Source organism: Microbacterium sp. USTB-Y (assembly GCF_023703415.1).
In the GTDB taxonomy this organism is placed as follows: domain Bacteria; phylum Actinomycetota; class Actinomycetes; order Actinomycetales; family Microbacteriaceae; genus Microbacterium.
Window position 1 is genome coordinate 688898 of sequence record NZ_JAGMTU010000001.1, and the last position, 19600, is coordinate 708497.

The window sequence follows — 19600 nt, forward strand, 5'->3', positions numbered from 1 at the left end:
CGCGCGCCTGCGCCCTGGTCGGCGGCGCGACGGGATCAGTGCCCGGGGTCTGCGGCGGCTCGGGAATCGTCATCGTCGTCCTCCAGGCGCGGCCCGTTCTGGCCGTCGGGGTCGGGGGGCCCATCTCCGGGCAGCAGGCAGAAGCTCTCGGCGATCACCGCGGCGACCGTGAGCACGAGCGCCGCGAGAGCGGTCGCGATGATCGAGCCTAGCGGCGGTGCGATCGGTCGGGAGAGCAGATAGGCGCCGAGCCCGATGCCGAATCCGGTGATGACCGCGCCCACCAGGCTCGACGCGCGGGCCAGCATCGCGATCCGCACGGCGCGGAAGGGGTCGACCCTGGCTCGCGCGGCGGTGCGGGTGCTGCGCCGGATCGGCCAGGCGAGGGCGAGCACGGCGGCCGCCAGCAGCACGAGGAAGATCGGCAGCACGATCGACGGCGTGAACGTCGCCCGACCCGCCGTCGTCAGCGCGTGGTCGACGAGGAATCCCGCCGCTGCGCCGGCGAGCGCCAGCACGAGCAGCAGCACCGGGGAGATGCGCCTCATGCGCCGTCCTCGAGTCCGGCCAGTAGGTCGGCTACCGGGCCGCGGCCCGGCAGCACCGCATCCGGATCCACCTCGAGCCACGGCTCCAGCACGAAGGCGCGCTCGAAGGCACGCGGATGCGGCAGGAGCAGGTGGGGATCGTCGCTGCGCATGTCGCCGTACGCGATGAGGTCGAGGTCGAGGGTGCGGTCGCCCCAGCGCTCGGCCCGGACGCGCCCGTGCTCCTCCTCGATCGCGTGCAGCATGCCGAGCAGCACCTGCGGCGCGAGACGGGTGGTGACGATGGCGACGGCATTGGCGAACTCCGGGGCATCCGGATCCGGGCCGTCCGGACGCAGCGCGACCGTCGTGAAGGTCCGCGAGACGCGCACCTCGTCGACGAGGGGCAGCCGGCGGATCGCGCGCACGGCATCGTCGATCGTGGCGGCGGTGTCTCCGAGGTTCGAGCCGAGCGCGACGACCGCCTCGACCGGCTCGTCCTCCGGACGAGGATCGAGTGCGGGCAGCCGTCGCCCGCGCGGAACGGGCGGGATCGGGCGGCTCGGGGGTGTCATGCCGCCCCCGTCACGGGCCGCTGCTCGTGTCCGTGCTGCACGCGCTGCACGGTGATCGACACGTCCCCGAACGTCAGCGGGATCGGCGCCTGCGGCTTGTGCACGGTGACCTCGACGATCTTCACGCGCTTGTCCTCCAGCACGGCGTCGGCGATCCGCACCGCGAGGGTCTCCAGCAGGTTGACCGGCTCTCCGGCGACGATCGCCGCGACGCGCTCCGCGAGCTCGCCGTAGTGCACGGTGTCCGCCACGTCGTCGCTCGCGGCGGCGGCGCGCAGCGCGAGGTGCAGGCGCAGATCCACCACGAAGTCCTGGCCGTTCTCGCGCTCGTGCTCGTAGACGCCGTGCCGGCCGAACACGGTCAGTCCGGTGAGCGTGATGCCGTCGAGGAATTCCATGCCCCCAGCCTACGGCGGAGGCCGCGTCAACGCCGCTGTCCACAACCGCGGCCGTTGTGCAGGGACCCCCGGCGTTCTGCAGGGCCACCGCCCGCAGGGTCACATCCCGTCGCCCCATCCGCCGCGGAATTCCGGCCCACCTCTCGGCGACGGCCGCCCGGCACCCTGCACAACGGCTCGGCCTCCCTGCACAACGGCCCGCCACCCGGCGAGACCGGTGCCCGGCGCCCGTCCGGCGCGGCGCCCGGCGCGGCGCGGCGCCCGTCCGGCGCGGCGCCCGTCGCGGCGCGGCCTCAGCCGTCCCAGGCGCCGAGCACGGCGAGGGCGTCGCGCGTCGCGGCGACGTCGTGCACCCGCACGGCCCACGCCCCCGCCCGCGCGGCGAGCACGCTCGTCACGGCGGTCGCCAGGTCCTTGCGCGCCTCGTCGGCATCGGCGCCGAGGGCGTCGGCGAGGAAGCGCTTGCGCGACGTTCCCACGAGCACGCGCGGCCCGAGGGCAACGACGTCGGAGAGCTCGCGCAGCAGGTCCCAGTTCTGCCCGGTCGTCTTGGCGAAGCCGACACCGGGATCCACGATGATCCGCGACGGGGCGATCCCCGCAGCGGCCGCGGCGGCCACGCGCTCGCGCAGCTCGCCGGCCACCTCGCGTCCGACGCGCCCGTACTCCGCACGGGCGTACATGTCCGAGGACGGCCCGCGCCAGTGCCCGAGCGCGATGTCGGCGCCCGATTCGGCGACCGCGGCGAGCATCTCCGGATCCGCGAGGCCGCCCGACACGTCGTTCACGATCCGCGCCCCGGCCTGCACGGCCGCGAGCGCCGTGGATGCGTTGAGGGTGTCGACGCTCACCGGGATCCCCTCCGCGGCGAGACGCTCGATGACCGGCAGCACGCGGCGCTGCTCCTCGGCGACGGACACCCGCTCGGCTCCGGGGCGGGTCGACTCCCCGCCGATGTCGAGCACGTCGGCGCCCTGCGCGCGCAGCAGCAGTCCGTGCGCGACGGCGCTCTCCGCGTCGGAGTACCGCCCGCCGTCGCTGAACGAATCGGGCGTGGCGTTGACGATCCCCCAGACCGCGGTCACGCCGCGGTCCCCGAGCCCGTCGAGGGGCCCGCGCCGATCAGCGCGATGAGCTCGGCGCGCGCGACCGGATCCGCATAGGCGCCGCGCGCCGCGATGGTCAGCGTGGACGCCTCGGTCTGCCGCGCGCCGCGCATGGTCACGCAGCCGTGCACCGCGTCCATGACCACGAGCACCCCCCGCGCGTCGAGGTGCGCGGCGATCGCGTCGGCGACCTGCTCTCCGAGCCGCTCCTGCACCTGCGGGCGGGACGCGAGGATCTCCACGACCTTCACCAGGGCGCCGAGGCCGACGACCTGCTCCCCCGGCAGGTACGCGATGTGCGCGTGCCCCGCGAACGGCAGCAGATGGTGCTCGCACACCGAGCGGAACCGGATCCCCCGCAGCAGCACGGCGCCCGAGGGCAGCGTGTCCGGCGCGGGGCCGTGCGAGACGCTGATCGTGTGCGCGAGCGGGGCTCCGGGGTCCTCGCCGACGCCGGCGAAGAACTCCGCGTAGAGGTCGGCCATCCGCTGCGGCGTCTGCTTCAGGCCCGGGCGCTCCGGATCCTCGCCGATCGCGAGCAGGAGTTCACGGGTGAGTGCGGCGACGCGCTCCCGGTCGACGGTCATCGCTCAGGCCGTCGCGGGGCGCGGCTTCCCGCCGCCCGCGGCCGGCTTGCGCGCCGGGGCGGCCGGAGCCGCCTCGTTGGCCGCGACACCGGTCTCGACGCCGCGCTGCGGCATCTCGATCGGGGGCAGCAGCGAGACCGGGCGGTCTTCGCTCGACAGCCACTGCGGGCGCTCCGGGAGCTTGCGCACTTCGGTGAAGATGTCCGCGATCTGGTTGTGGTCCAGCGTCTCCTTCTCGAGCAGCTCGCGGGCGAGCCGGTCGAGGATGTCGCGGTTGGCGCTGAGCACCTCGTACGCCTCGTTGTGGGCCTGCTCGATGAGCGCGCGCACCTGCGTGTCGACCCGCTCGGCGATGGTCTCGGAGTACTCGCGACCGCGGCCCATGTCGCGGCCGGCGAAGGGCTCGCCGCCCTCCGAACCGAGCTTGACCGGGCCGAGCTGGGTGGTCATGCCGTATTCGAGCACCATCTTGCGGGCGATCGAGGTCGCCTTCTCGATGTCGTTCGAGGCGCCGGTGGTGGGGTCGTGGAACACGATCTCCTCGGCGACGCGACCGCCCATCGCGTAGGTCAGCTGGTCCTGAAGCTCGTTGCGGGTGACCGAGTACTTGTCGTCCAGCGGCAGCACCATCGTGTAGCCGAGAGCCTTGCCGCGCGGCAGGATCGTGATCTTGGTGACCGGGTCGGTGTAGTTCATCGCCGCCGCCGCGAGCGCGTGACCGCCCTCGTGGTACGCCGTGATGAGCTTCTCCTTGTCCTTCATCACGCGGGTGCGGCGCTGCGGTCCGGCGATGACGCGGTCGATCGCCTCGTCGAGGGCCCGGTTGTCGATGAGCTGCGCGTTGGAGCGCGCGGTCAGCAGAGCCGCCTCGTTGAGCACGTTGGCCAGGTCTGCGCCGGTGAAACCGGGAGTCTTGCGGGCGACGACCTCGAGGTCGACGCCGTTGGCGAGCGGCTTGCCCTTCGCGTGCACCTCGAGGATGTGCTGGCGGCCCTTGAGGTCGGGGGCGTCCACGCCGATCTGCCGGTCGAACCGGCCCGGGCGCAGGAGCGCGGGGTCGAGGATGTCGGGACGGTTGGTCGCCGCGATCACGATGACGTTCGCGTTCGGGTCGAAACCGTCCATCTCGACGAGCATCTGGTTGAGCGTCTGCTCGCGCTCGTCGTTGCCGCCGCCGAGGCCCGCACCGCGGTGCCGGCCGACGGCGTCGATCTCGTCGATGAAGATGATCGCGGGGGCGTTCTCCTTCGCCTGCGTGAACAGGTCGCGCACGCGCGAGGCGCCCACGCCGACGAACATCTCGACGAAGTCGGATCCGGAGATCGAGTAGAACGGGGCGCCCGCCTCGCCGGCGACCGCACGGGCGAGCAGGGTCTTGCCGGTTCCGGGAGGGCCGTACAGCAGCACGCCCTTCGGGATCCGCGCGCCGATCGCCTGGAACTTGCCCGGGTCCTGCAGGAACTCCTTGATCTCGTGGAGCTCCTCGATGGCCTCGTCGGCGCCCGCGACGTCGGCGAAGGTGACCGTCGGGTTCTCCTTGCTGACGAGCTTCGCGCGCGACTTGCCGAACTGCATGATCTTGCTGTTGCCGCCCTGGGCGCTCGACAGCAGCCACCAGAAGAGCAGGCCGAGCAGGAGCACGGGGATGAGGAACGAGAGGATCGTGTCGAACCAGCTGGCCCGGGGCACGGTGTCGTTGAAGCCGTCCTTGGGGGCGGCGGAATCGATCGCCGTGACCACGTCGGCGGCGCGCGCCTGGACGTAGTAGAACTGCACGTTCTCGGATCCCTTGTAGGGCTTGGAGAGCGTCATGTCCACGCGCTGGTCGCCGTCGGTGTTGACCACCTTGGTGACGGTGCCGCCCTTGAGCAGGTCGAGACCCTCCTGGGTCGAGACCTGCGCAGTGGATCCGAGGTTGGTGATCAGCATGAACCCGCCGATCAGAAGCAGACCGATCAGCCCCACGTAGAGGAGCGGATTGCGCGTGATCTTCTTGACATCCATGATCCGATCAGCGTAGCGCGACCGGCCTTGGCCCCTCCTGGGGATTCGCCCACGGCGTACCGGGAACCCGGGGGCTGCAGCGGGATCCGCTCCGGATGCCGCCGCTCCTCGCCGCGCCGCGCCCGGTCAGGCGTACACGTGCGGGGCCAGCACCGCGACGTCGCGCAGGTTGCGGTAGCGCTCCGCGTAGTCCAGCCCGTAGCCGACGACGAACTCCGTCGGGATGTCGAAGCCGACGTACTTGCAGTCGATCTGGACCTTGGCGGCCTCGGGCTTGCGCAGCAGCGCGAGCACCTCGATCGACTCGGCGCCGCGGGAGGCGAAGTTCTCCAGCAGCCAGCTCAGCGTGAGACCGGAGTCGATGATGTCCTCGACGATGAGCACGTGCTTGCCGTGCAGATCGGTGTCGAGATCCTTGCGGATCTGCACGACGCCGCTCGACTTCGTGCTCGCGCCGTAGCTGGACACGGCCATCCAGTCCATCGGCGCCGAGAACGGCAGCGCCCGCGCGAAATCGGCCATGACCATGACCGCGCCCTTGAGCACGCCGATCAGCAGCAGATCCTTGCCCGCGTAGTCCTCGGCGACCCGCGCGGCGAGCTCGTCGAGCTTGGCGCGGATCTCCTCCTCGGTGACGAGGATCTCGGTCAGGTCATCGGGCATGTCCGCAGCGCGCATGGATCGATTTTACGCGACCGGATCCGTTCTCCCGCGGCAACCTCCGGAGCGCTACTGTGAGCGATGAGGCGGGGTGGCGCTTGGGGGAACCGAGCCTCCGCCGCGGACGGAAGGAGTCCCATGGACATCGACGAGATCCTCAAGCAGGTTCCGATCGGCGACATCGCACAGAAGCTCGGCGTCAGCGAGGACGTCGCCCGGCAGGCGGTGCAGGAAGGCGGCGCTGCCCTGATCGGCGGCCTCGCCAAGAACGCCGAGTCCCCCGAGGGATCCGCGGCGATCGAGGCGGCCCTCGCCAAGCACGACGGGTTCTCCGGTGCGTCGTCGCTCGACGACGTCGACGAGGCGGACGGCGAGAAGATCGTGTCGCACGTGTTCGGCGGCAACGCCGATCAGGTCGCGCAGACGCTGACGAGCGACCAGAAGACGGCCGGCATCGACTTCGGCAAGCTGCTGCCGATCCTCGCGCCGATCGTCATGGGGCTCATCGCCAACGGCCAGAAGGGCTCCACGGGCGGAGGCGGAGGCCTCGGCGACATCCTCGGAGGCCTGCTCGGCGGCGGCCAGCAGCAGGGCCAGGCGGCCGGCACCGGCGGCGGCCTCGGCGACATCCTGGGCGGCCTCGGCGGCCTGCTCGGAGGCGGCGGATCCGGCTCGAGCGGTGGCGGCGGCATCGACATCGGCGGCCTGATCGGCGGTCTGCTCGGCGGCAAGAAGTAACGAGGCCGGCGCACGTCGGTCCGGGAACGCGGCTCCTTCGGGGGCCGCGTTCCTGCTGTCCCGGGTCGGATCCGGCCGTGGGCCCGGATCCTCCCCGGGGCTCAGCTCAGGCCGGGCGACTCCCGCCCGCCGGTCAGCGGGCCGCGAAGACGATCCTGCCGCCGACGCGTGCGGCCGTGCAGCCCGGAAGGTCGATGGGGCCCTGCCCCGACCAGTCGGTGACGAGCCGCGCCACCTCGACGGTCTGGGTGCGGGTGAGGCCGACGCCGAACTCGCTCTGCACCACGAGTCGGATGATGCGGTTGCGCAGGGCCGCCGGATTCGCGGACAGCGCCGGGGCGCTCACCGAGATGCCGGCCTCGGCATGCTCGACGATGTCCTCGATCGTCTCGTGGATCATCTCGTCGAACGCCTCCGCGTCCTCGCGCAGCTGCTCCGCCGTGCGGGCGAGCGCCTCGGCGATGCCCGGACCGAGCTCGGCCTCGAGCACGGGCAGCACCCGTTCGCGCACCCGCACGCGCGCATAGCGGGGATCGACGTTGTGCGGATCGTCCCACGGCACGAGCCCTTCGGCGGCGCAGGCGGCCCGGGTCGTCTCGCGGCGCACCGCCAGCAGCGGGCGGATCCAGGTCGTGCCGTCGTCGTCGGTGCGCACCGGCGCCATGCCCTGCAGACTGCCGGACCCGGATCCGCGGGCGAGGCCCAGCAGCACCGTCTCGGCCTGGTCGTCGAGCGTGTGCCCCAGCAGCACCGGCGCCCCCTCGGCCCGGGCGACCTCGCGCAGCGCGGCGTAGCGCGCCGCACGGGCATCGGCCTCGGGGCCCTCCCCCGTGGCGACCACATCGACGCGTCGCACCCGGGCCCCGATGCCGAGCCTCGTCGCAGCGGCCGCGGCATCGGCGGCGATCCGGGCGGAGCCCTCCTGCAGGCCGTGGTCCACGGTGACGCTGAGCACGGCGCTCCCCGCGGCGCGCGCCTCGAACGCGGTCGCCGCGGCGAGGGCGAGGGAGTCGGCGCCCCCGGAGAGCGCGACCACGACGGAGGCCGGCGGCACGGGCAGGGCGCCGAGCGCTGTGCGCACGGCTCGGCGGATCTCGGCGACGGCGGGGTTCAGTGACGGCACCTTCCCACGGTAGCCACGCGAAAGGGGATTTGCGCGAAGTAGGCTGGTGCGCGGCATCCAACCGTCTTTTCTGAGGAGCACACGCATGGGCGCACACGACGCCGTCATCGAGATCCCGCGCGGCAGCCGCGTGAAGTACGAGGTCGACCACGAGACCGGACGAGTGCACCTCGACCGCGTGCTCTACACGACCTTCGGCTACCCCGCCGACTACGGCTACTTCGACAACACCCTCGGCGAGGACGGCGATCCGCTGGACGTGCTGGTCCTGCTCGACCAGGCGATCTTCCCCGGTGTCGTCGTGAACGTGCGCCCGGTCGCCGTGCTCAAGATGAGCGACGAGGCCGGCGGCGACGACAAGCTCGTGGCCGTGCTGAGCAAGGACCCGCGCTGGTCGCACATCCAGGACGTCGACGACCTGGCCGAATACACGAAGAAGGAGATCGCGCACTTCTTCGAGCACTACAAGGACCTCGAGCCCAACAAGTGGGTCAGGGTCGACGCATGGGGCGATGCCGCCGAGGCGCAGCGCATCCTCGACGAGGCGATCGAGCGCTTCAAGAACGACGGCCACTGAGCCGTCGGCCGCGCACCGCGGCCGTCATGCAGAAGACCCCCGGTCCGCTTCCGCGGCCGGGGGTCTTCTGCATGAGGATCCGGCGGATCAGCCCATGTACACGCCGCGGTTCTCCATGAAGTTGATCGGGTTGATCGGGTAGTCGTCCTGGTAGACCTCGAAGTGCAGGTGGCACCCGAAGGATCCGCCGGTGTTGCCCGCGTAGGCGATCACCTGGCCGGCGTTGACCCACTGACCGGGAGAGACGTTGAACCCGCCGTACTCGATGTGACCGTAGCCGGTGCCGATGCCCGTGCCGTCGTTGTTCTCGATGCGGATGTAGTTGCCGTAGCCGCCGTAGTACCACGCCATCGTCACGGTGCCGGAGTGGGCCGCGTAGATCGGCGAACCGCAGCTGCCGTCGGCGAGGTCGACGCCCTCATGGAAGCTGGACGAGCATCCCCAGGCATCGCAGTCGGGCACGCGCGGGCCGTAGCCGGACGACTGGTAGCCGCCGAACGGGCGCACCCATCCGCCGCTGCCGGTCCAGGATCCGCCGCCGGAGTCGCCACCGCCTCCGCCGCCGCCACCACCGCCGTTGTTCGCGGCCTGACGCGCGGCCTCGGCAGCGGCCTGACGCTGCGCCTCCGCCGCCGCCTCCGCAGCGGCGCGCGCGGCCTCGCCCGCCTGGTAGCCGGCGACCGTCTTGGCGGTGGTGTCCTGCAGTGCGGTGGTGTCGCCGCCGTCGCGGGAGAGCTGCGCCGCGATCTGACCCGCCTTGCTCGCCGCGTCGTCGGCGGCCTTCTTCTGCGAGTCCGCCTGCGCCTGCAGGTCATCGGTGCGGCGCGCCTGCGCGTTCGCCGCCTGCTGGGCGGCGAACGCCTCGGTGCCGGCGGCTTCCGCGGCGGCCTTCGTCGTCGCGACGTTCTGCGTGAGGGAGGCGATGAGCCCCTGGATGCGCGTCACCTCGTTCGCGGCCGCGTCCTCGTTCGCCTTGGCCGCCTGGACGTCATCCCAGCTGGGGTAGTCGTCGGCGTACGCCGCGGGGGCGCCGAGGAAGAGGCCGAGGATCAGCGCGCCGACGGTGGCGATGCTCAGAGCGATCCCGCCCCGTCGCGCACGAGGCACGGCACCGGGGCGCGGAACGACGGACGTCCGGCCCGGGTCACGGCGGACGTCTCTGCTGTTCGGATGGTTCACGCGGCTCCCTTTCGCCGGTTTCACTCATGTCACACTAGCAACATCGGCCCCGCGCGCAACACTGCGGATCCGGCTCGGGATCGGGAATTCTTCGGATCTTCGCGTGCTGGTCATGTCCCCGGGTTCGGAACGGGACCACCCTTCATCCTCCCCCTGGACACGCCCGGGATCCAGCGGGACGCGCCCTCGATTGGCGTTTTGCCGCACAAACCCCTTATGCTTGAGCGTCGGCAAGGGAACCCCAGAGGTTCGCCTCCGGCCCCATCGTTTAGTGGCCTAGGACGCCGCCCTTTCACGGCGGTAGCACGGGTTCGAATCCCGTTGGGGTCACTCTTTCCGATACAATTTCATAGTTCTGGCCCTGTAGCGCAGTTGGTTAGCGTGCCGCCCTGTCACGGCGGAGGTCGCGGGTTCAAGTCCCGTCAGGGTCGCTCCAAGCGACGGGCCTTTCTTCGGAAAGGCCTTTCGTCTAGGACGCAGGTCAGAAGCTTCCACCTTCCGTCCTGTGCGGCTCTGTAGCTCAGTTGGTAGAGCGTTCGACTGAAAATCGAAAGGTCACCGGATCGATGCCGGTCGGAGCCACACGGGTGATCGTTACAATCACCCCAGGAACCCTCGCGTAGCTTCTACATCGCGGGGGTTTCCGCTTTTCTCCGGTGAGGGACGGTTTCTGAGGCGCTCCCCTGTGGCGTTCAGGCCAGTCTTCGAGCCTCCGCCGCTCCCGGCCGTTGAGCGAGCGCAGCGAGACGAAACGCACCGCCCACGCGGCTTGTGCCGGTCTTGTGCCGGTAGCTTCATGCGACCAGCACCCTGCAGAAGCCTCCTCCTCCGACAACTCGGCGCGTTTCGTTCTTGGCACGCGGGGTCAGAACCCGCTTGTCTGCTTCGGCATCAACCCGAGCACCGCCGTTCCGGGTGCCCCAGATCCCACGGTGAAGCGACTGATGAGCTTCGCGGCAGCCAACGGCTACGACAGCTGGACGATGCTCAACATCTACCCGCAGATAGCCACGGACCCGAACGACATGGATCGGGAGCACCGCGCAGATCTGAAATCAGAGAACGAGCGCCACATCGCCGCGCTGCTCGCCGGACGTCCACTGACACTCCTCGCCGCCTGGGGCAACCTGATCGCCAAGAGGCCCTACCTGAAGTCACTGCTTGCGGATCTTGTGATGATCTCTGCCGCGGCGAGGTGCGATTGGGTCTCTCTCGGCGCACCCACTCGGCAGATGCACCCTCGACACCCTTTGTACGTGAAAGGCGGGACCCCGCTCCAGCGCTTCGACATGGACGAGTACCTTCGACGCCTCGAGTAGACCACCGCTCGTTCCGGATCTGCTGGTCCACGCCCAACCAAACTGTGAGAACTTTCTTTACTCCTTCAAGGCCGGCCTAGCGGCCGGCACGGGTGAGGGGCCCGAGCCTGCGGTGCGTCCGGTCCTCGCTCCGCTGCGGTCCGGGCGCTCCTCAGCCCGAGCACCTCACCCGCAGACGCACGAATATCTACACGCGATACCAAGCGAGCTCGTGATCTGGCTCGTCTGCAAAGAACGCATAGGTGTCGCTTGCCAGGGACTTCAACCTCTTGCGTGCCGCAGCATCGTTGCGTGACTTGAAAGCGGTCAAGAACGAACAGTACCCCTCCTGAATCCCGTGGCTCGTTGCCCACTTGATCAGGTCTGCGCGCCGAGCTTCGTGGATCTCCCCATCAGTGTTCACAGCTTCCACAAACCAGAATTGCACTGCCCCGTCGTCCCTGATGTCCGCGATGATCGCGTCCGGCAAGAGCGCGGACACGTTGATCTGCAGCCCGAGTTGTCCGAGCAGCTTCTCGTCTGCCATGTAGATCTTGTCGCCCGGTTCACTGATCGTGACGACAAATGGATGCGCGAGTCGGAGGGGCGCCCATTTCTCGATGACCGTCTTGAGAATCAACGAAGCGACTCCAGCTTCAAGTCGCCTTGTCCCGGCGCCGCCAGGTAGTTCAACCGCGACACCGTGATCTGCCTGGGATTGGCTGCGCTCGAACTGAAGCTTTACCTTTGCGCCAGGGGACAGATGCTCCTTTTGCCAGTTCGCAGCTGCAGCTTCAAGTGCGCTCTCATCGAGACTAGGGTCAAAGAGCGCAGCGAAGTGGGGCTCAAGCGCCCACCTCCCTTTACTCGAATTCTTGGGCACCCCGGCACGCTCACGGATGGCACCGGCCTCACGCCACAGCCGGAATGTTTCGTCTCGGAGAGTCTCTCGAGAGTTGTCTGCATAGCTTGCGGTCAGCGGAACGTGCCAAGACTCGAGAACGCTCTCTACAGCCCGTCGGCCACGCACAGCCGCCGACCGCCATTCTCGGCGTTCATCGACCTCAGAGCGAGCCATGGTGTCGCCGGAGAACCACATCACCATCGACGGACGAGCCCAGAAATCAACTGTTCCGATGGCAACGGCATCGACATAGAGGAGCGCAGCCACTGCCTGGCCGGCGAGGGGACTCGACATCACTGAGTCAAAAACAGCTCGAGGAAATATGACGTTCAGACGCGCGACGCACTCGTCCGCCGGCAACAGGGCGATCATGATTCGATCTTGGCGTAAACAGCAGCGATCGCAACATCCAGCGCATTGTCGTCAAGCGAGGCCCACTTCGCGAGCGTCTCATCAGAGGGCAAGGGCAGTGACTCAAGCTCGTACGCAGACAGCGCGACCGACCCTGAAATGCAACGCGCGACCTTGTCTACTGCTCGACTGCGCAACAACGCGAGAACGACACGATCAGAAACGGCACTCGCTTCCTCCGGAACCAACGCGTTCACATGGTTCTCAATCACGACCGCGCCTCCGGCGAGATCAGCCTCAGTCAGCGGTGCTGCGACGATTCGACTGTCTTGCTCAGGCGCGGACGTCCGCTGCACAAGGATGCAGCGCTCTCGCTGGATCAGCACCGACGTCTCTGGGAGAGCGACGTAGCGCTTGTCGTTCCGAGCCTTGTCGTACTTGATCGACCCAGTCTTAATGTCAGCGGCCCAGAGCACCCGATAGCGCCCCGTAGCCGGTCGCGCATGAAGATCCTCCTTGTGCCTGTTCCACACGAGAGGACCGGTCCGTACACGCCACCCGGCTCCCCTCAGCGTCTGCGGGAGACTCGCTGCAACGGCGGCAGCGACTGCGAGGTCCGAGCGACGCGGAAGAATCCACGGATTGCTGGTAGTTGGCGGGCCGACCGTCGCAACATATGAGCAATCCGAACCGAGCGATTCGATCTTTACCTTGCGCACCTTACGCCGCGTGAAAGCAACCACGCAGGTCTCTTGTAGCACGCTCGTAAATACCCCGGAGCGATCCTCCACAAACGTGGCACCCGCCAGCGTCACGTGATCTGTGAGGATTCGACGAAGGGGCTCAAAGTACCGACCGGACATAAACGAAGTCGGAACAATCGCACCGAGCACACCTTTGTCATCCAGCTTCTCGACAGCTGCCGCCATGAACATCGAATAGAGGTTGGCGTGTCCGTATACGACAGGTCCGAAGCGCGCACGATCCGCGTGTGACAACCGGACGCGGCCATAAGGCGGGTTCATCAGAATGACCGCGGCACGTGCGAGTTCAGCCGAAAGACCGTCACCCGTGCGGACTAGCGCAGGCAGCGGCTTACGTCGGTGGCTCGGGACACGCGCTAGCAGCGGCAACAGTTCTGAAGCGAGAACAACGTTCGCAACCCAGACTGCAGCCGGGTCAGTATCGATTCCCTCGATGACGCTGGCGACGGAGTTGATGACAAGCTGCGGATCCAGGTCACCGAGCGCAGCAACGTGCTCTCTCAGCGGTGGAAGCAGCAACGCGCCACCTCCAACGGCAGGATCCCGGACTAGCCCAGGCAGTGCTTTCGGGGCACGCGACCACCCCATTGCGTGTCTTGCAGAATCCCACAGCTGTTCCGCCAGAACGCCAGGCGTGTAGTACCGTCCGTGGCGCGCGCGTGTCGCCGGGCTGAGGGCGCTCACGTACGCCATACCGACCTGCTCGGCTGTCATCGGCCCCCACTCGCGCTCGAGGACCGGCGGCTCAACATCGTAGATGGGCGAAGTAGCGACTGCGACACTAACATCAAGCCACTCGCCATCCAGCCCGACCGCCGAGGCTCGGGCGCTCCACCATGCGGGGATCGCGGCAAGGACGGCGGCTGCGGTTGGCGTGATGTCAAGGCCCGGATGGTCCGCTCCCAGCTCGGACCGAGAACCCCGCGAGCCGAGCAGACGCGCGTTGCTGGCAGCATCCAACGCTTGGCCCAAGGTCATGACAAGAAGGATATCTCGCGCTACCGACAGGGGCCGCAGGCACCCGGCGATGTGCGTCTACGCCCGGCTTAGGTGTGCTCACGGGAATGAGGCATCTGCACCCAAGGGCCGTCAGTGCGCCCGCTATGGTTTGAGCATGACAGACGCAGCACTCGAGTCGCCCGCGCCAGATCTGTTGGACCGCGTCCTCACCAATGAGGAGCTTGAGGACATCACGGCAGCGGACGAGTCCCGGACGGCGGTGACGTTCTCCACTCAGTCCTTCGATGTGGCTGGGCTGGTGTTGCGCCTTGAACGTGGGTCGATGCTCGTTCCGACGTACGGCACCGACGACGCCAGGATCGACACCGACGGATTCCAACGGGGCTTCGTCTGGACGAAAGCGCAGATGGACCGATTCGTAGAATCGCTGCTGCTTGGCTTCCCCGTTCCGGGCATCTTCCTCGTGAAGCAGACCGCTAACAACCGGCTTCTGGTGCTCGACGGGCAGCAACGACTTCTGACACTGCAGAAGTTCTACGCCGGAATCCACGCGAAGAAGGAATTCGCCCTACGAAATGTCAGTGAACAGTTCAAGGGCCTCACATACAAGACGCTCGGCGATTCATTGCAATTCCGGCTGGATGATTCCTATCTTCACGCGACGATCGTAACAACAGACGGATCTGCCGAGATGAACGACGCCATCTATCAGATCTTTGAACGGCTCAATGCCGGCGGAACTCAATTGACGGCGCACGAGATCAGAGTCGCCCTGTCTGCCGGCCCGATCATCGAACTCCTGGAAAAGCTCAACTCGAATGACGCGTGGCGCAACCTCTACGGTGGAAGAAGCGCGCGACTTCGCGATCAAGAGCTCACGCTCCGAATCCTTGCGCTTTTTGAGAGGTCTGACGAGTACGCTCGCCCGCTCAAGACTTTCCTCAACAAGTACGCCAGCGATGTCCGCCAACTGAGCCCGTCGATCATCGCCGCTAGTCAGTTCTTCGCAGACGCTGCATCCGCTCTACTGCCACTCGGCCCCGAGGTGCTCCGCACCCAAGGCGCGACCCAGATCAACGTCGCGCGGACTGAGGCGATCTTCGTCGGTGTGATGCGAGCTATCGCCGCTGACGCTCTCACTGCCGACTTGTCCACCGCGATCGCGGTACTAGACGGAGACCCGGAATTCGTGACTGCGACAACGCGATCCACAGCCGATAAGGAATTCGTGCTGTCCCGAATCGACAAGGCAACGAGAGCCTTCACTCGTGACTAACTGGCCGCCACCGACCGTGCGAAGTCGGAAGCAGGACCTTCACGACCTGACGGAAACGCTTCAGAATCTGGACCCTAAGGCCAGTGAACTACAGGTTGCACTCGCACGATACACCGCCGTTCGTGCCGCAGGATACGTCGAGGCCGTGCGGGACGACGTTGCCGACCTCTTTGTCGACCGCGTCGCTCTCGACGTGATAAAGAGCCGCGTGCGAACAGGGCTCCGCGTCGGGCTAGGTGTTAGGCCTCAACAACTGATCGACTTCGTTCAGTCGTTCCATCGAGACTGGGCCATTGAACTGGCCAATTTCCTTGACGACGATACGTCGCTTCGGAATCGCCGATCGGACCTCGGAGCGCTCGTTCACGCTAGAAACAAGATCGCTCACGGCGACGGGGACTCGGTGGGCCGAAACGATGCCCTTCGATGGGCTACTACTGCCGAAGAGGTCGGCGGCTGGCTCATACGACGGTTTGACCCCAGTCGCGACTTCTATTCACCGGTGTCGGCAACGCCATGACGCAGCCAATCGCCGCGATAGCTGTGCAAGACGTTTGCCTCAACGTGGCTACGCATCAAACTCCCGCGTGACTCGTTGGCCATCTTCTTCCCACGACACCCTGACCCGCAGAGCATCCGATGCTGCAAGGGACAACTCGTAGGGGAAGCGCTGCGACTGTCCGGCGTGCAACGTTCGAGGACGCTCGGAACCACCAAGAAAGACACCGTCGACGGCGGGCTCAACTTCGAGGCCCTCTGCGTCGGCATCCCCTCGATTGATGATGTCGATCCACTTGTGGTTTCTCGTCCGGAGGCGGCCCCGGGCATCCGATTCGGACGTCCGCTCTGATCCCTGTTGGACCAGGAGGTCCACTCGAGCAGTTCCAGCGCGGTCAACCGCAACCGGATCCAGTTGCGAGATATCGTGCTCAAGCGCTTGCCACACGTGGGCTGTGAGCTCTATCGCGCTGCCAAAAGTGCCATACAGGCCGCGTCCCTCGAGGTCCCGACGGAAGTCAGCCAGAGCAACCAACTGCAGGGGATCTACGTCGTTCGGGTGTGGCGCCGTCGAGAAGTAGAGGTGAACGGGCTTTCCTCCTGCCACGGCAAGTTCGATCTCTTCCGCCGTTCCCGAAAGGGCAGATCCTGTCGCAGCACCCAATCGGCTTCCGAACAACGCAATCACAACATCAGAACGCTTCAGGAGTTGTCGATTGATGATTGCCTGTGGATGATCACCCAGGACGGGGACAGTCCCTGTCTCCCAGCGCAACGGAACAAGCACAACTCCCCTCGATGCGGTATTTGCCTCATTCCACCTGCCAAGTGCGGCGTATACCGCGTCCCGCGCTTCGGACACGTCTGAGGGAGATGCGATCATCACGTATACGACCGTCGCAATACTCGTCACGATCTGAAGACTATCGTCGTGCCGGTTCTGTGCCGGTACCTCCGCTGAACCCACCCCGAACCAGCCGCGACCAACGATGACAGCTTCCGCGAAATCACGCGGCAAACGGCGCCCAACGAGCACCCGCTACCCCGGCGTATCCAACTGAAAATCGAAAGCTCACCCGATCCAGCGCGGCGTCGCCCCTCAGCTCCCCCAGAACGGGCCGGTCAGGCCGGCGCCGCGGAAGTACTCCGCCGCTTCGACGGGCTCGCGGCGGCGGTAGCCGCGGTCGAGCCGGCCGGAGTACCAGTCGGAGGCGAGGCGCCACAGCGTCTCGAGGTCGAAGACCACCCCCGGGTGGAGGGCGTTCGTGCGCAGCCACTCCTCGACGCAGCGCTCGTCGCAGAAGATCCTCTGGTTCTCGCAGGCGTGCACGACGTCGTCCCACACGTGCGCGATCGGCACGAGGAAGTGCGCCACCTGATCCCCCGCCGGGGGTTCCGCGGACGAGACGTTCCAGGCGTGCGCGGTCCCACAGTTCGGGCAGGTCGTGGCCACGAGGACGGGGGAGGCGCCGGGCACGAGGTGCGGGATCGCGAACGAGTCCCAGGCGCACCCGCCCCACCACAGCACCCGGTCGCTCTTCACGGAGAAGCCGAAGTCGCGCGTCGCGAATGGATGGGCGAGCACGATGTCGCCGCTCTCGTCCAGCACGATGTGCCGGTTCGCCGCGAGGCCCCGGAAGGCGTCCGCCGCCTCCGCAGGGGTGAGCCCCTCCTCCGCCGCGATCTGCGCGCTCGTCGCGACACGCCCCTCGTCGACCAGCTGCCGGTACAGCCGGACCCGCAGTCCTTCGAGATCGACCTCCATCGACGAACCCCCTTTCGAAGCCCCGCATCGACACCGGGCCACGGCCGCGGGGCCACGGGCCTGCGGGGAACTCTTCACAGTATGCGCCGCTTCCCGAGGATGCGCCTCAGACCGACCCCTCGAAGTGCGCGAGCCAGCCTGCGAGCGTCGCCTCCAGCGCCCGGCGCTCGGCCGCCGGCACCATCGCCAGCAGCCGCTGCTCGTTCGCGACATGGTCCGCGAAGGCGTCGTCGATCAGCCGCCGACCGGCCTCCGTGAGCGCCACGACCCTGCCCCGCGCGTCGCCGGATCCGACCCGGCGGGTCACCAGCCCCGCGCCTTCGAGTCGGTCGAGCCGCTTGGACATGCCGCCGCTCGTCACCATCGTCGATGCGGCGAGGTCGCTGGGGCTCGCCTCGAACGGGTCACCAGTGCGGCGCAGGGCGGCGAGCACATCGAAGTCGCCCTCCGAGAGTCCGTGCGCGCGGTAGACCGCGACCAGCTCCTCGGTCAGCGCCAGGGCCAGGCGGTGCAGGCGCCCGATCGTGCCGATCGGGGTCACGTCGAGGTCGGGCCGCTCCCGTCGCCACGCCTGCTGGATCCGCGCCACCTGATCGTCGATGTCCGTCACCTCTTCACTATATCTTCCGAGGAAGCTATAGTGTCTTCCATGGAAACTAATCGGAGATGGCTCCTCATCGCGACGATCGCGCCGATCGCCTGGGGGAGCACCTACTTCGTGACCCGCGAGTGGCTGCCGGACGCCCCGGTCTGGGGAGCGGCCATCCGCGCCCTGCCCGCCGGACTCGTGCTGCTGGCACTGGTCCGCCGGCTTCCCCGGGGCTCCTGGTGGTGGAAGTCCGCAGTGCTCGGCACCCTCAACGTCGGCGCGTTCTTCGTGCTCGTCTACGCCGCGGCGCAGCTGCTGCCGACAAGCATCGCCGCGACGATCATGGCGACCTCATCGGTCGCGATCGCCCTCGCGGCATGGGCGATCCTGCGCGAGCGCCCGGGGATCCTGCGGCTGCTCGGCGCGCTCGTCGGCATCGGCGGCGTCGCGCTCATGCTGCTCGGCACCACGACCTCGGTCGACCCGCGGGGCGTGATCGCCTCCATCGCCGCGATGGCCATGTCCTCGATCGGATTCATCCTCGCCAAGCGCTGGAACGGCGAGGTCGGGATCCTCCCCTCCACGGCCTGGCAGCTCGTGTTCGGCGGTCTCGCGCTCATCCCGTTCGCGGTGCTCGTCGAGGGACCGCCCCCGGTGGTCGACGGTGCGGGGCTCGCAGCCTACGGCTACCTCACCCTGGTCGCGACCGCCCTCGCCAACGTCGCGTGGTTCGCCGCCCTGAAGCACCTGCCCTCCGGCACGGTCGGCCTCATCGGCCTGCTCAACCCGGTCACGGGCGTGCTCCTCGGCGTACTCGTGGCAGGGGAGATCCTGGCGGGACGACAGCTCGCGGGTCTCGCGCTGGTCCTGCTCGGCATCGCCGCACCCCTCGTGCTCGACGGGGTCACGGCGCGACGGAGCGTCAGCCGCGGACGACGCGGGTCGGACGATCCCGCCCGAAGGATCCTTCGAGGCGGCTCCGGGATCCGGGCTGCACGAGACGGGCGATGCTGACCAGCCCTCCGGCGGACCAGGTCCGGCGCCGGATCTGCAGGCACGGCTCCATCGGCCCGAGCTCGAGCAGGTCGCTCTCCTCCACCGTCGGGAGGACCGCCTCGACGATGTGCTCGCCGCGCGTCATCGGAGCGACGCGGGACAGATAGTCGTTGGGCGTGATCCTGGCGAAGTCCTGCTCCAGGTAGTCGGGGGCGAGCAGCGGTCCGACGATGCGGTCCTCGAGCTGGATGGGGACATCGTCCTCGTAGTGAACGATGACGGAGTGGAAGACGTACTCGCCCGAGAAGTCCTCGGAGAGGTGCCGCGCGACGGGGTTCGCCTCCCGCTCCAGCAGGACGACCCTGGTGCTGTGCCGGTGGCCCCGGCCCTGCACCTCCTCGGCGATGTTCATCACGTCGAACAGCGGCGAGGTGGCCTTCACCGAGGCCACGAAGCTGCCGACGCCCATGTTGCGGAAGATCACGCCGTCGGCGGCCAGCTCGCGCAGCGCGCGGTTGATGGTCATCCGGGACAGGCCGAGAGCGGCGACGAGCTGGCTCTCGGACGGGAGCTGATCCCCCTCCTGCCACTCGCCGACCTCGATGCGACTCCGGATCGCGCGCTTGATCCGCTCATACGCGGGTGCGCCGTCTCCGACGGAGGCCGCGTAGGCGCCGACGAGATCCTGGATATCGACCTGCGGCACGGGAGACCTCCTTCGTCTG

At 68.0% G+C, this 19600-nt stretch carries 21 protein-coding genes and 3 tRNA genes; 9 read left to right on the forward strand and 15 right to left on the reverse strand.

The genetic code is table 11. The features are described from left to right. Nucleotides 1-35 precede the first annotated feature (35 nt). The 7 genes from J8G10_RS03235 to hpt all read right to left on the reverse strand — a co-directional run bounded on the left by J8G10_RS03235 (nt 36) and on the right by hpt (nt 5875). Entirely contained in the window at nt 36-548 is a 513-nt protein-coding gene (locus J8G10_RS03235) for a DUF3180 domain-containing protein (RefSeq protein WP_251439237.1), read from the reverse strand. Beyond that, on the reverse strand, nt 545-1102 hold the full coding sequence (gene folK / locus J8G10_RS03240) for a 2-amino-4-hydroxy-6-hydroxymethyldihydropteridine diphosphokinase (protein WP_251439239.1): 558 nt from the start codon (nt 1100-1102) through the stop codon (nt 545-547). Before folK ends, J8G10_RS03235 begins: the two co-directional genes overlap by 4 nt. Next, the gene (gene folB / locus J8G10_RS03245; RefSeq protein WP_251439241.1) at nt 1099-1500 is read right to left on the reverse strand and encodes a dihydroneopterin aldolase; all 402 of its coding nucleotides are present in this window, start codon (nt 1498-1500) and stop codon (nt 1099-1101) included. The genes folK and folB overlap by 4 nt, the downstream gene beginning before the upstream one ends. Nucleotides 1501-1793: 293 nt before the next feature. Continuing rightward, the gene (gene folP / locus J8G10_RS03250) at nt 1794-2585 is read right to left on the reverse strand and encodes a dihydropteroate synthase (protein WP_251439243.1); all 792 of its coding nucleotides are present in this window, start codon (nt 2583-2585) and stop codon (nt 1794-1796) included. Beyond that, complete coding sequence (gene folE, locus J8G10_RS03255; protein WP_251439244.1) at nt 2582-3193, reverse strand: GTP cyclohydrolase I; 612 nt, start codon at nt 3191-3193, stop codon at nt 2582-2584. Before folE ends, folP begins: the two co-directional genes overlap by 4 nt. Before the next feature lie 3 nt (nt 3194-3196). Next, nucleotides 3197-5197 carry an ATP-dependent zinc metalloprotease FtsH gene (ftsH, locus tag J8G10_RS03260; RefSeq protein WP_251439246.1) on the reverse strand — a complete coding sequence of 667 codons (2001 nt, stop codon included), beginning with the start codon at nt 5195-5197 and terminating at the stop codon, nt 3197-3199. Between the two features lie 126 nt (nt 5198-5323). Next, entirely contained in the window at nt 5324-5875 is a 552-nt protein-coding gene (hpt, locus tag J8G10_RS03265; protein WP_251439247.1) for a hypoxanthine phosphoribosyltransferase, read from the reverse strand. Nucleotides 5876-5995: 120 nt separating this feature from the next. On the opposite strand from hpt, the gene J8G10_RS19330 reads away from it, so the two are divergent. Further along, nucleotides 5996-6595, forward strand: coding sequence for a DUF937 domain-containing protein (locus J8G10_RS19330; RefSeq protein WP_285813941.1), 600 nt, complete (start codon nt 5996-5998; stop codon nt 6593-6595). Nucleotides 6596-6728: 133 nt separating this feature from the next. Here the strand turns inward: J8G10_RS19330 and tilS are convergent, their stop codons facing one another. Continuing rightward, complete coding sequence (gene tilS, locus J8G10_RS03280; RefSeq protein ID WP_374208748.1) at nt 6729-7718, reverse strand: tRNA lysidine(34) synthetase TilS; 990 nt, start codon at nt 7716-7718, stop codon at nt 6729-6731. An 85-nt stretch (nt 7719-7803) separates the two neighbouring features. On the opposite strand from tilS, the gene ppa reads away from it, so the two are divergent. Beyond that, entirely contained in the window at nt 7804-8295 is a 492-nt protein-coding gene (gene ppa, locus J8G10_RS03285) for an inorganic diphosphatase (protein ID WP_251439249.1), read from the forward strand. Between the two features lie 87 nt (nt 8296-8382). On the opposite strand, the gene J8G10_RS03290 is transcribed toward ppa, so the two are convergent. Next, a complete protein-coding gene (locus J8G10_RS03290) occupies nt 8383-9474 on the reverse strand; it encodes a M23 family metallopeptidase (RefSeq protein ID WP_251439250.1) in 1092 nt (363 codons plus the stop codon). 257 nt (nt 9475-9731) lie between these two features. On the opposite strand from J8G10_RS03290, the gene J8G10_RS03295 reads away from it, so the two are divergent. The 4 genes from J8G10_RS03295 (at nt 9732) to J8G10_RS03310 (ending at nt 10793) form a co-directional block, all read left to right on the forward strand. Continuing rightward, nucleotides 9732-9804: transfer RNA gene (locus tag J8G10_RS03295), tRNA-Glu, on the forward strand. A 27-nt stretch (nt 9805-9831) separates the two neighbouring features. Next, a tRNA-Asp gene (locus J8G10_RS03300) sits at nt 9832-9905 on the forward strand. A gap of 78 nt (nt 9906-9983) precedes the next feature. After that, nucleotides 9984-10056: transfer RNA gene (locus J8G10_RS03305), tRNA-Phe, on the forward strand. Nucleotides 10057-10256: 200 nt separating this feature from the next. Further along, nucleotides 10257-10793 (forward strand): DUF1643 domain-containing protein, encoded by a 537-nt coding sequence (locus tag J8G10_RS03310; protein ID WP_251439385.1) that lies wholly within the window; start codon nt 10257-10259, stop codon nt 10791-10793. Nucleotides 10794-10980: 187 nt separating this feature from the next. Here the strand turns inward: J8G10_RS03310 and J8G10_RS03315 are convergent, their stop codons facing one another. Next, nucleotides 10981-12048, reverse strand: a complete 1068-nt coding sequence (locus tag J8G10_RS03315) for a BsuBI/PstI family type II restriction endonuclease (RefSeq protein ID WP_251439251.1) — start codon at nt 12046-12048, stop codon at nt 10981-10983. Further along, complete coding sequence (locus J8G10_RS03320; RefSeq protein WP_251439252.1) at nt 12045-13769, reverse strand: Eco57I restriction-modification methylase domain-containing protein; 1725 nt, start codon at nt 13767-13769, stop codon at nt 12045-12047. The genes J8G10_RS03315 and J8G10_RS03320 overlap by 4 nt, the downstream gene beginning before the upstream one ends. 136 nt (nt 13770-13905) lie before the next feature. On the opposite strand from J8G10_RS03320, the gene J8G10_RS03325 reads away from it, so the two are divergent. Then, nucleotides 13906-15027 (forward strand): DUF262 domain-containing protein, encoded by a 1122-nt coding sequence (locus J8G10_RS03325; RefSeq protein WP_251439254.1) that lies wholly within the window; start codon nt 13906-13908, stop codon nt 15025-15027. Continuing rightward, complete coding sequence (locus tag J8G10_RS03330; RefSeq protein ID WP_251439257.1) at nt 15020-15547, forward strand: HEPN domain-containing protein; 528 nt, start codon at nt 15020-15022, stop codon at nt 15545-15547. Before J8G10_RS03325 ends, J8G10_RS03330 begins: the two co-directional genes overlap by 8 nt. Nucleotides 15548-15595: 48 nt before the next feature. Here J8G10_RS03330 and J8G10_RS03335 read toward each other — a convergent pair whose 3' ends face one another. From J8G10_RS03335 to J8G10_RS03345, 3 genes are all read right to left on the reverse strand, one after another. Further along, nucleotides 15596-16438, reverse strand: a complete 843-nt coding sequence (locus tag J8G10_RS03335) for a DUF4062 domain-containing protein (protein WP_251439258.1) — start codon at nt 16436-16438, stop codon at nt 15596-15598. A gap of 186 nt (nt 16439-16624) precedes the next feature. After that, nucleotides 16625-17290: an organomercurial lyase gene (gene merB, locus J8G10_RS03340; RefSeq protein WP_251439259.1), complete on the reverse strand. Its 666-nt coding sequence runs from the start codon at nt 17288-17290 to the stop codon at nt 16625-16627. Between the two features lie 106 nt (nt 17291-17396). Next, nucleotides 17397-17900: a MarR family transcriptional regulator gene (locus J8G10_RS03345; RefSeq protein ID WP_251439260.1), complete on the reverse strand. Its 504-nt coding sequence runs from the start codon at nt 17898-17900 to the stop codon at nt 17397-17399. A 39-nt stretch (nt 17901-17939) separates the two neighbouring features. On the opposite strand from J8G10_RS03345, the gene J8G10_RS03350 reads away from it, so the two are divergent. Further along, a complete protein-coding gene (locus J8G10_RS03350) occupies nt 17940-18893 on the forward strand; it encodes an EamA family transporter (protein WP_251439261.1) in 954 nt (317 codons plus the stop codon). On the opposite strand, the gene hutC is transcribed toward J8G10_RS03350, so the two are convergent. After that, nucleotides 18802-19581, reverse strand: a complete 780-nt coding sequence (hutC, locus tag J8G10_RS03355) for a histidine utilization repressor (RefSeq protein ID WP_251439262.1) — start codon at nt 19579-19581, stop codon at nt 18802-18804. The two genes, J8G10_RS03350 and hutC, sit on opposite strands and share 92 nt — an antisense overlap. Between the last annotated feature and the right edge of the window lie 19 nt (nt 19582-19600).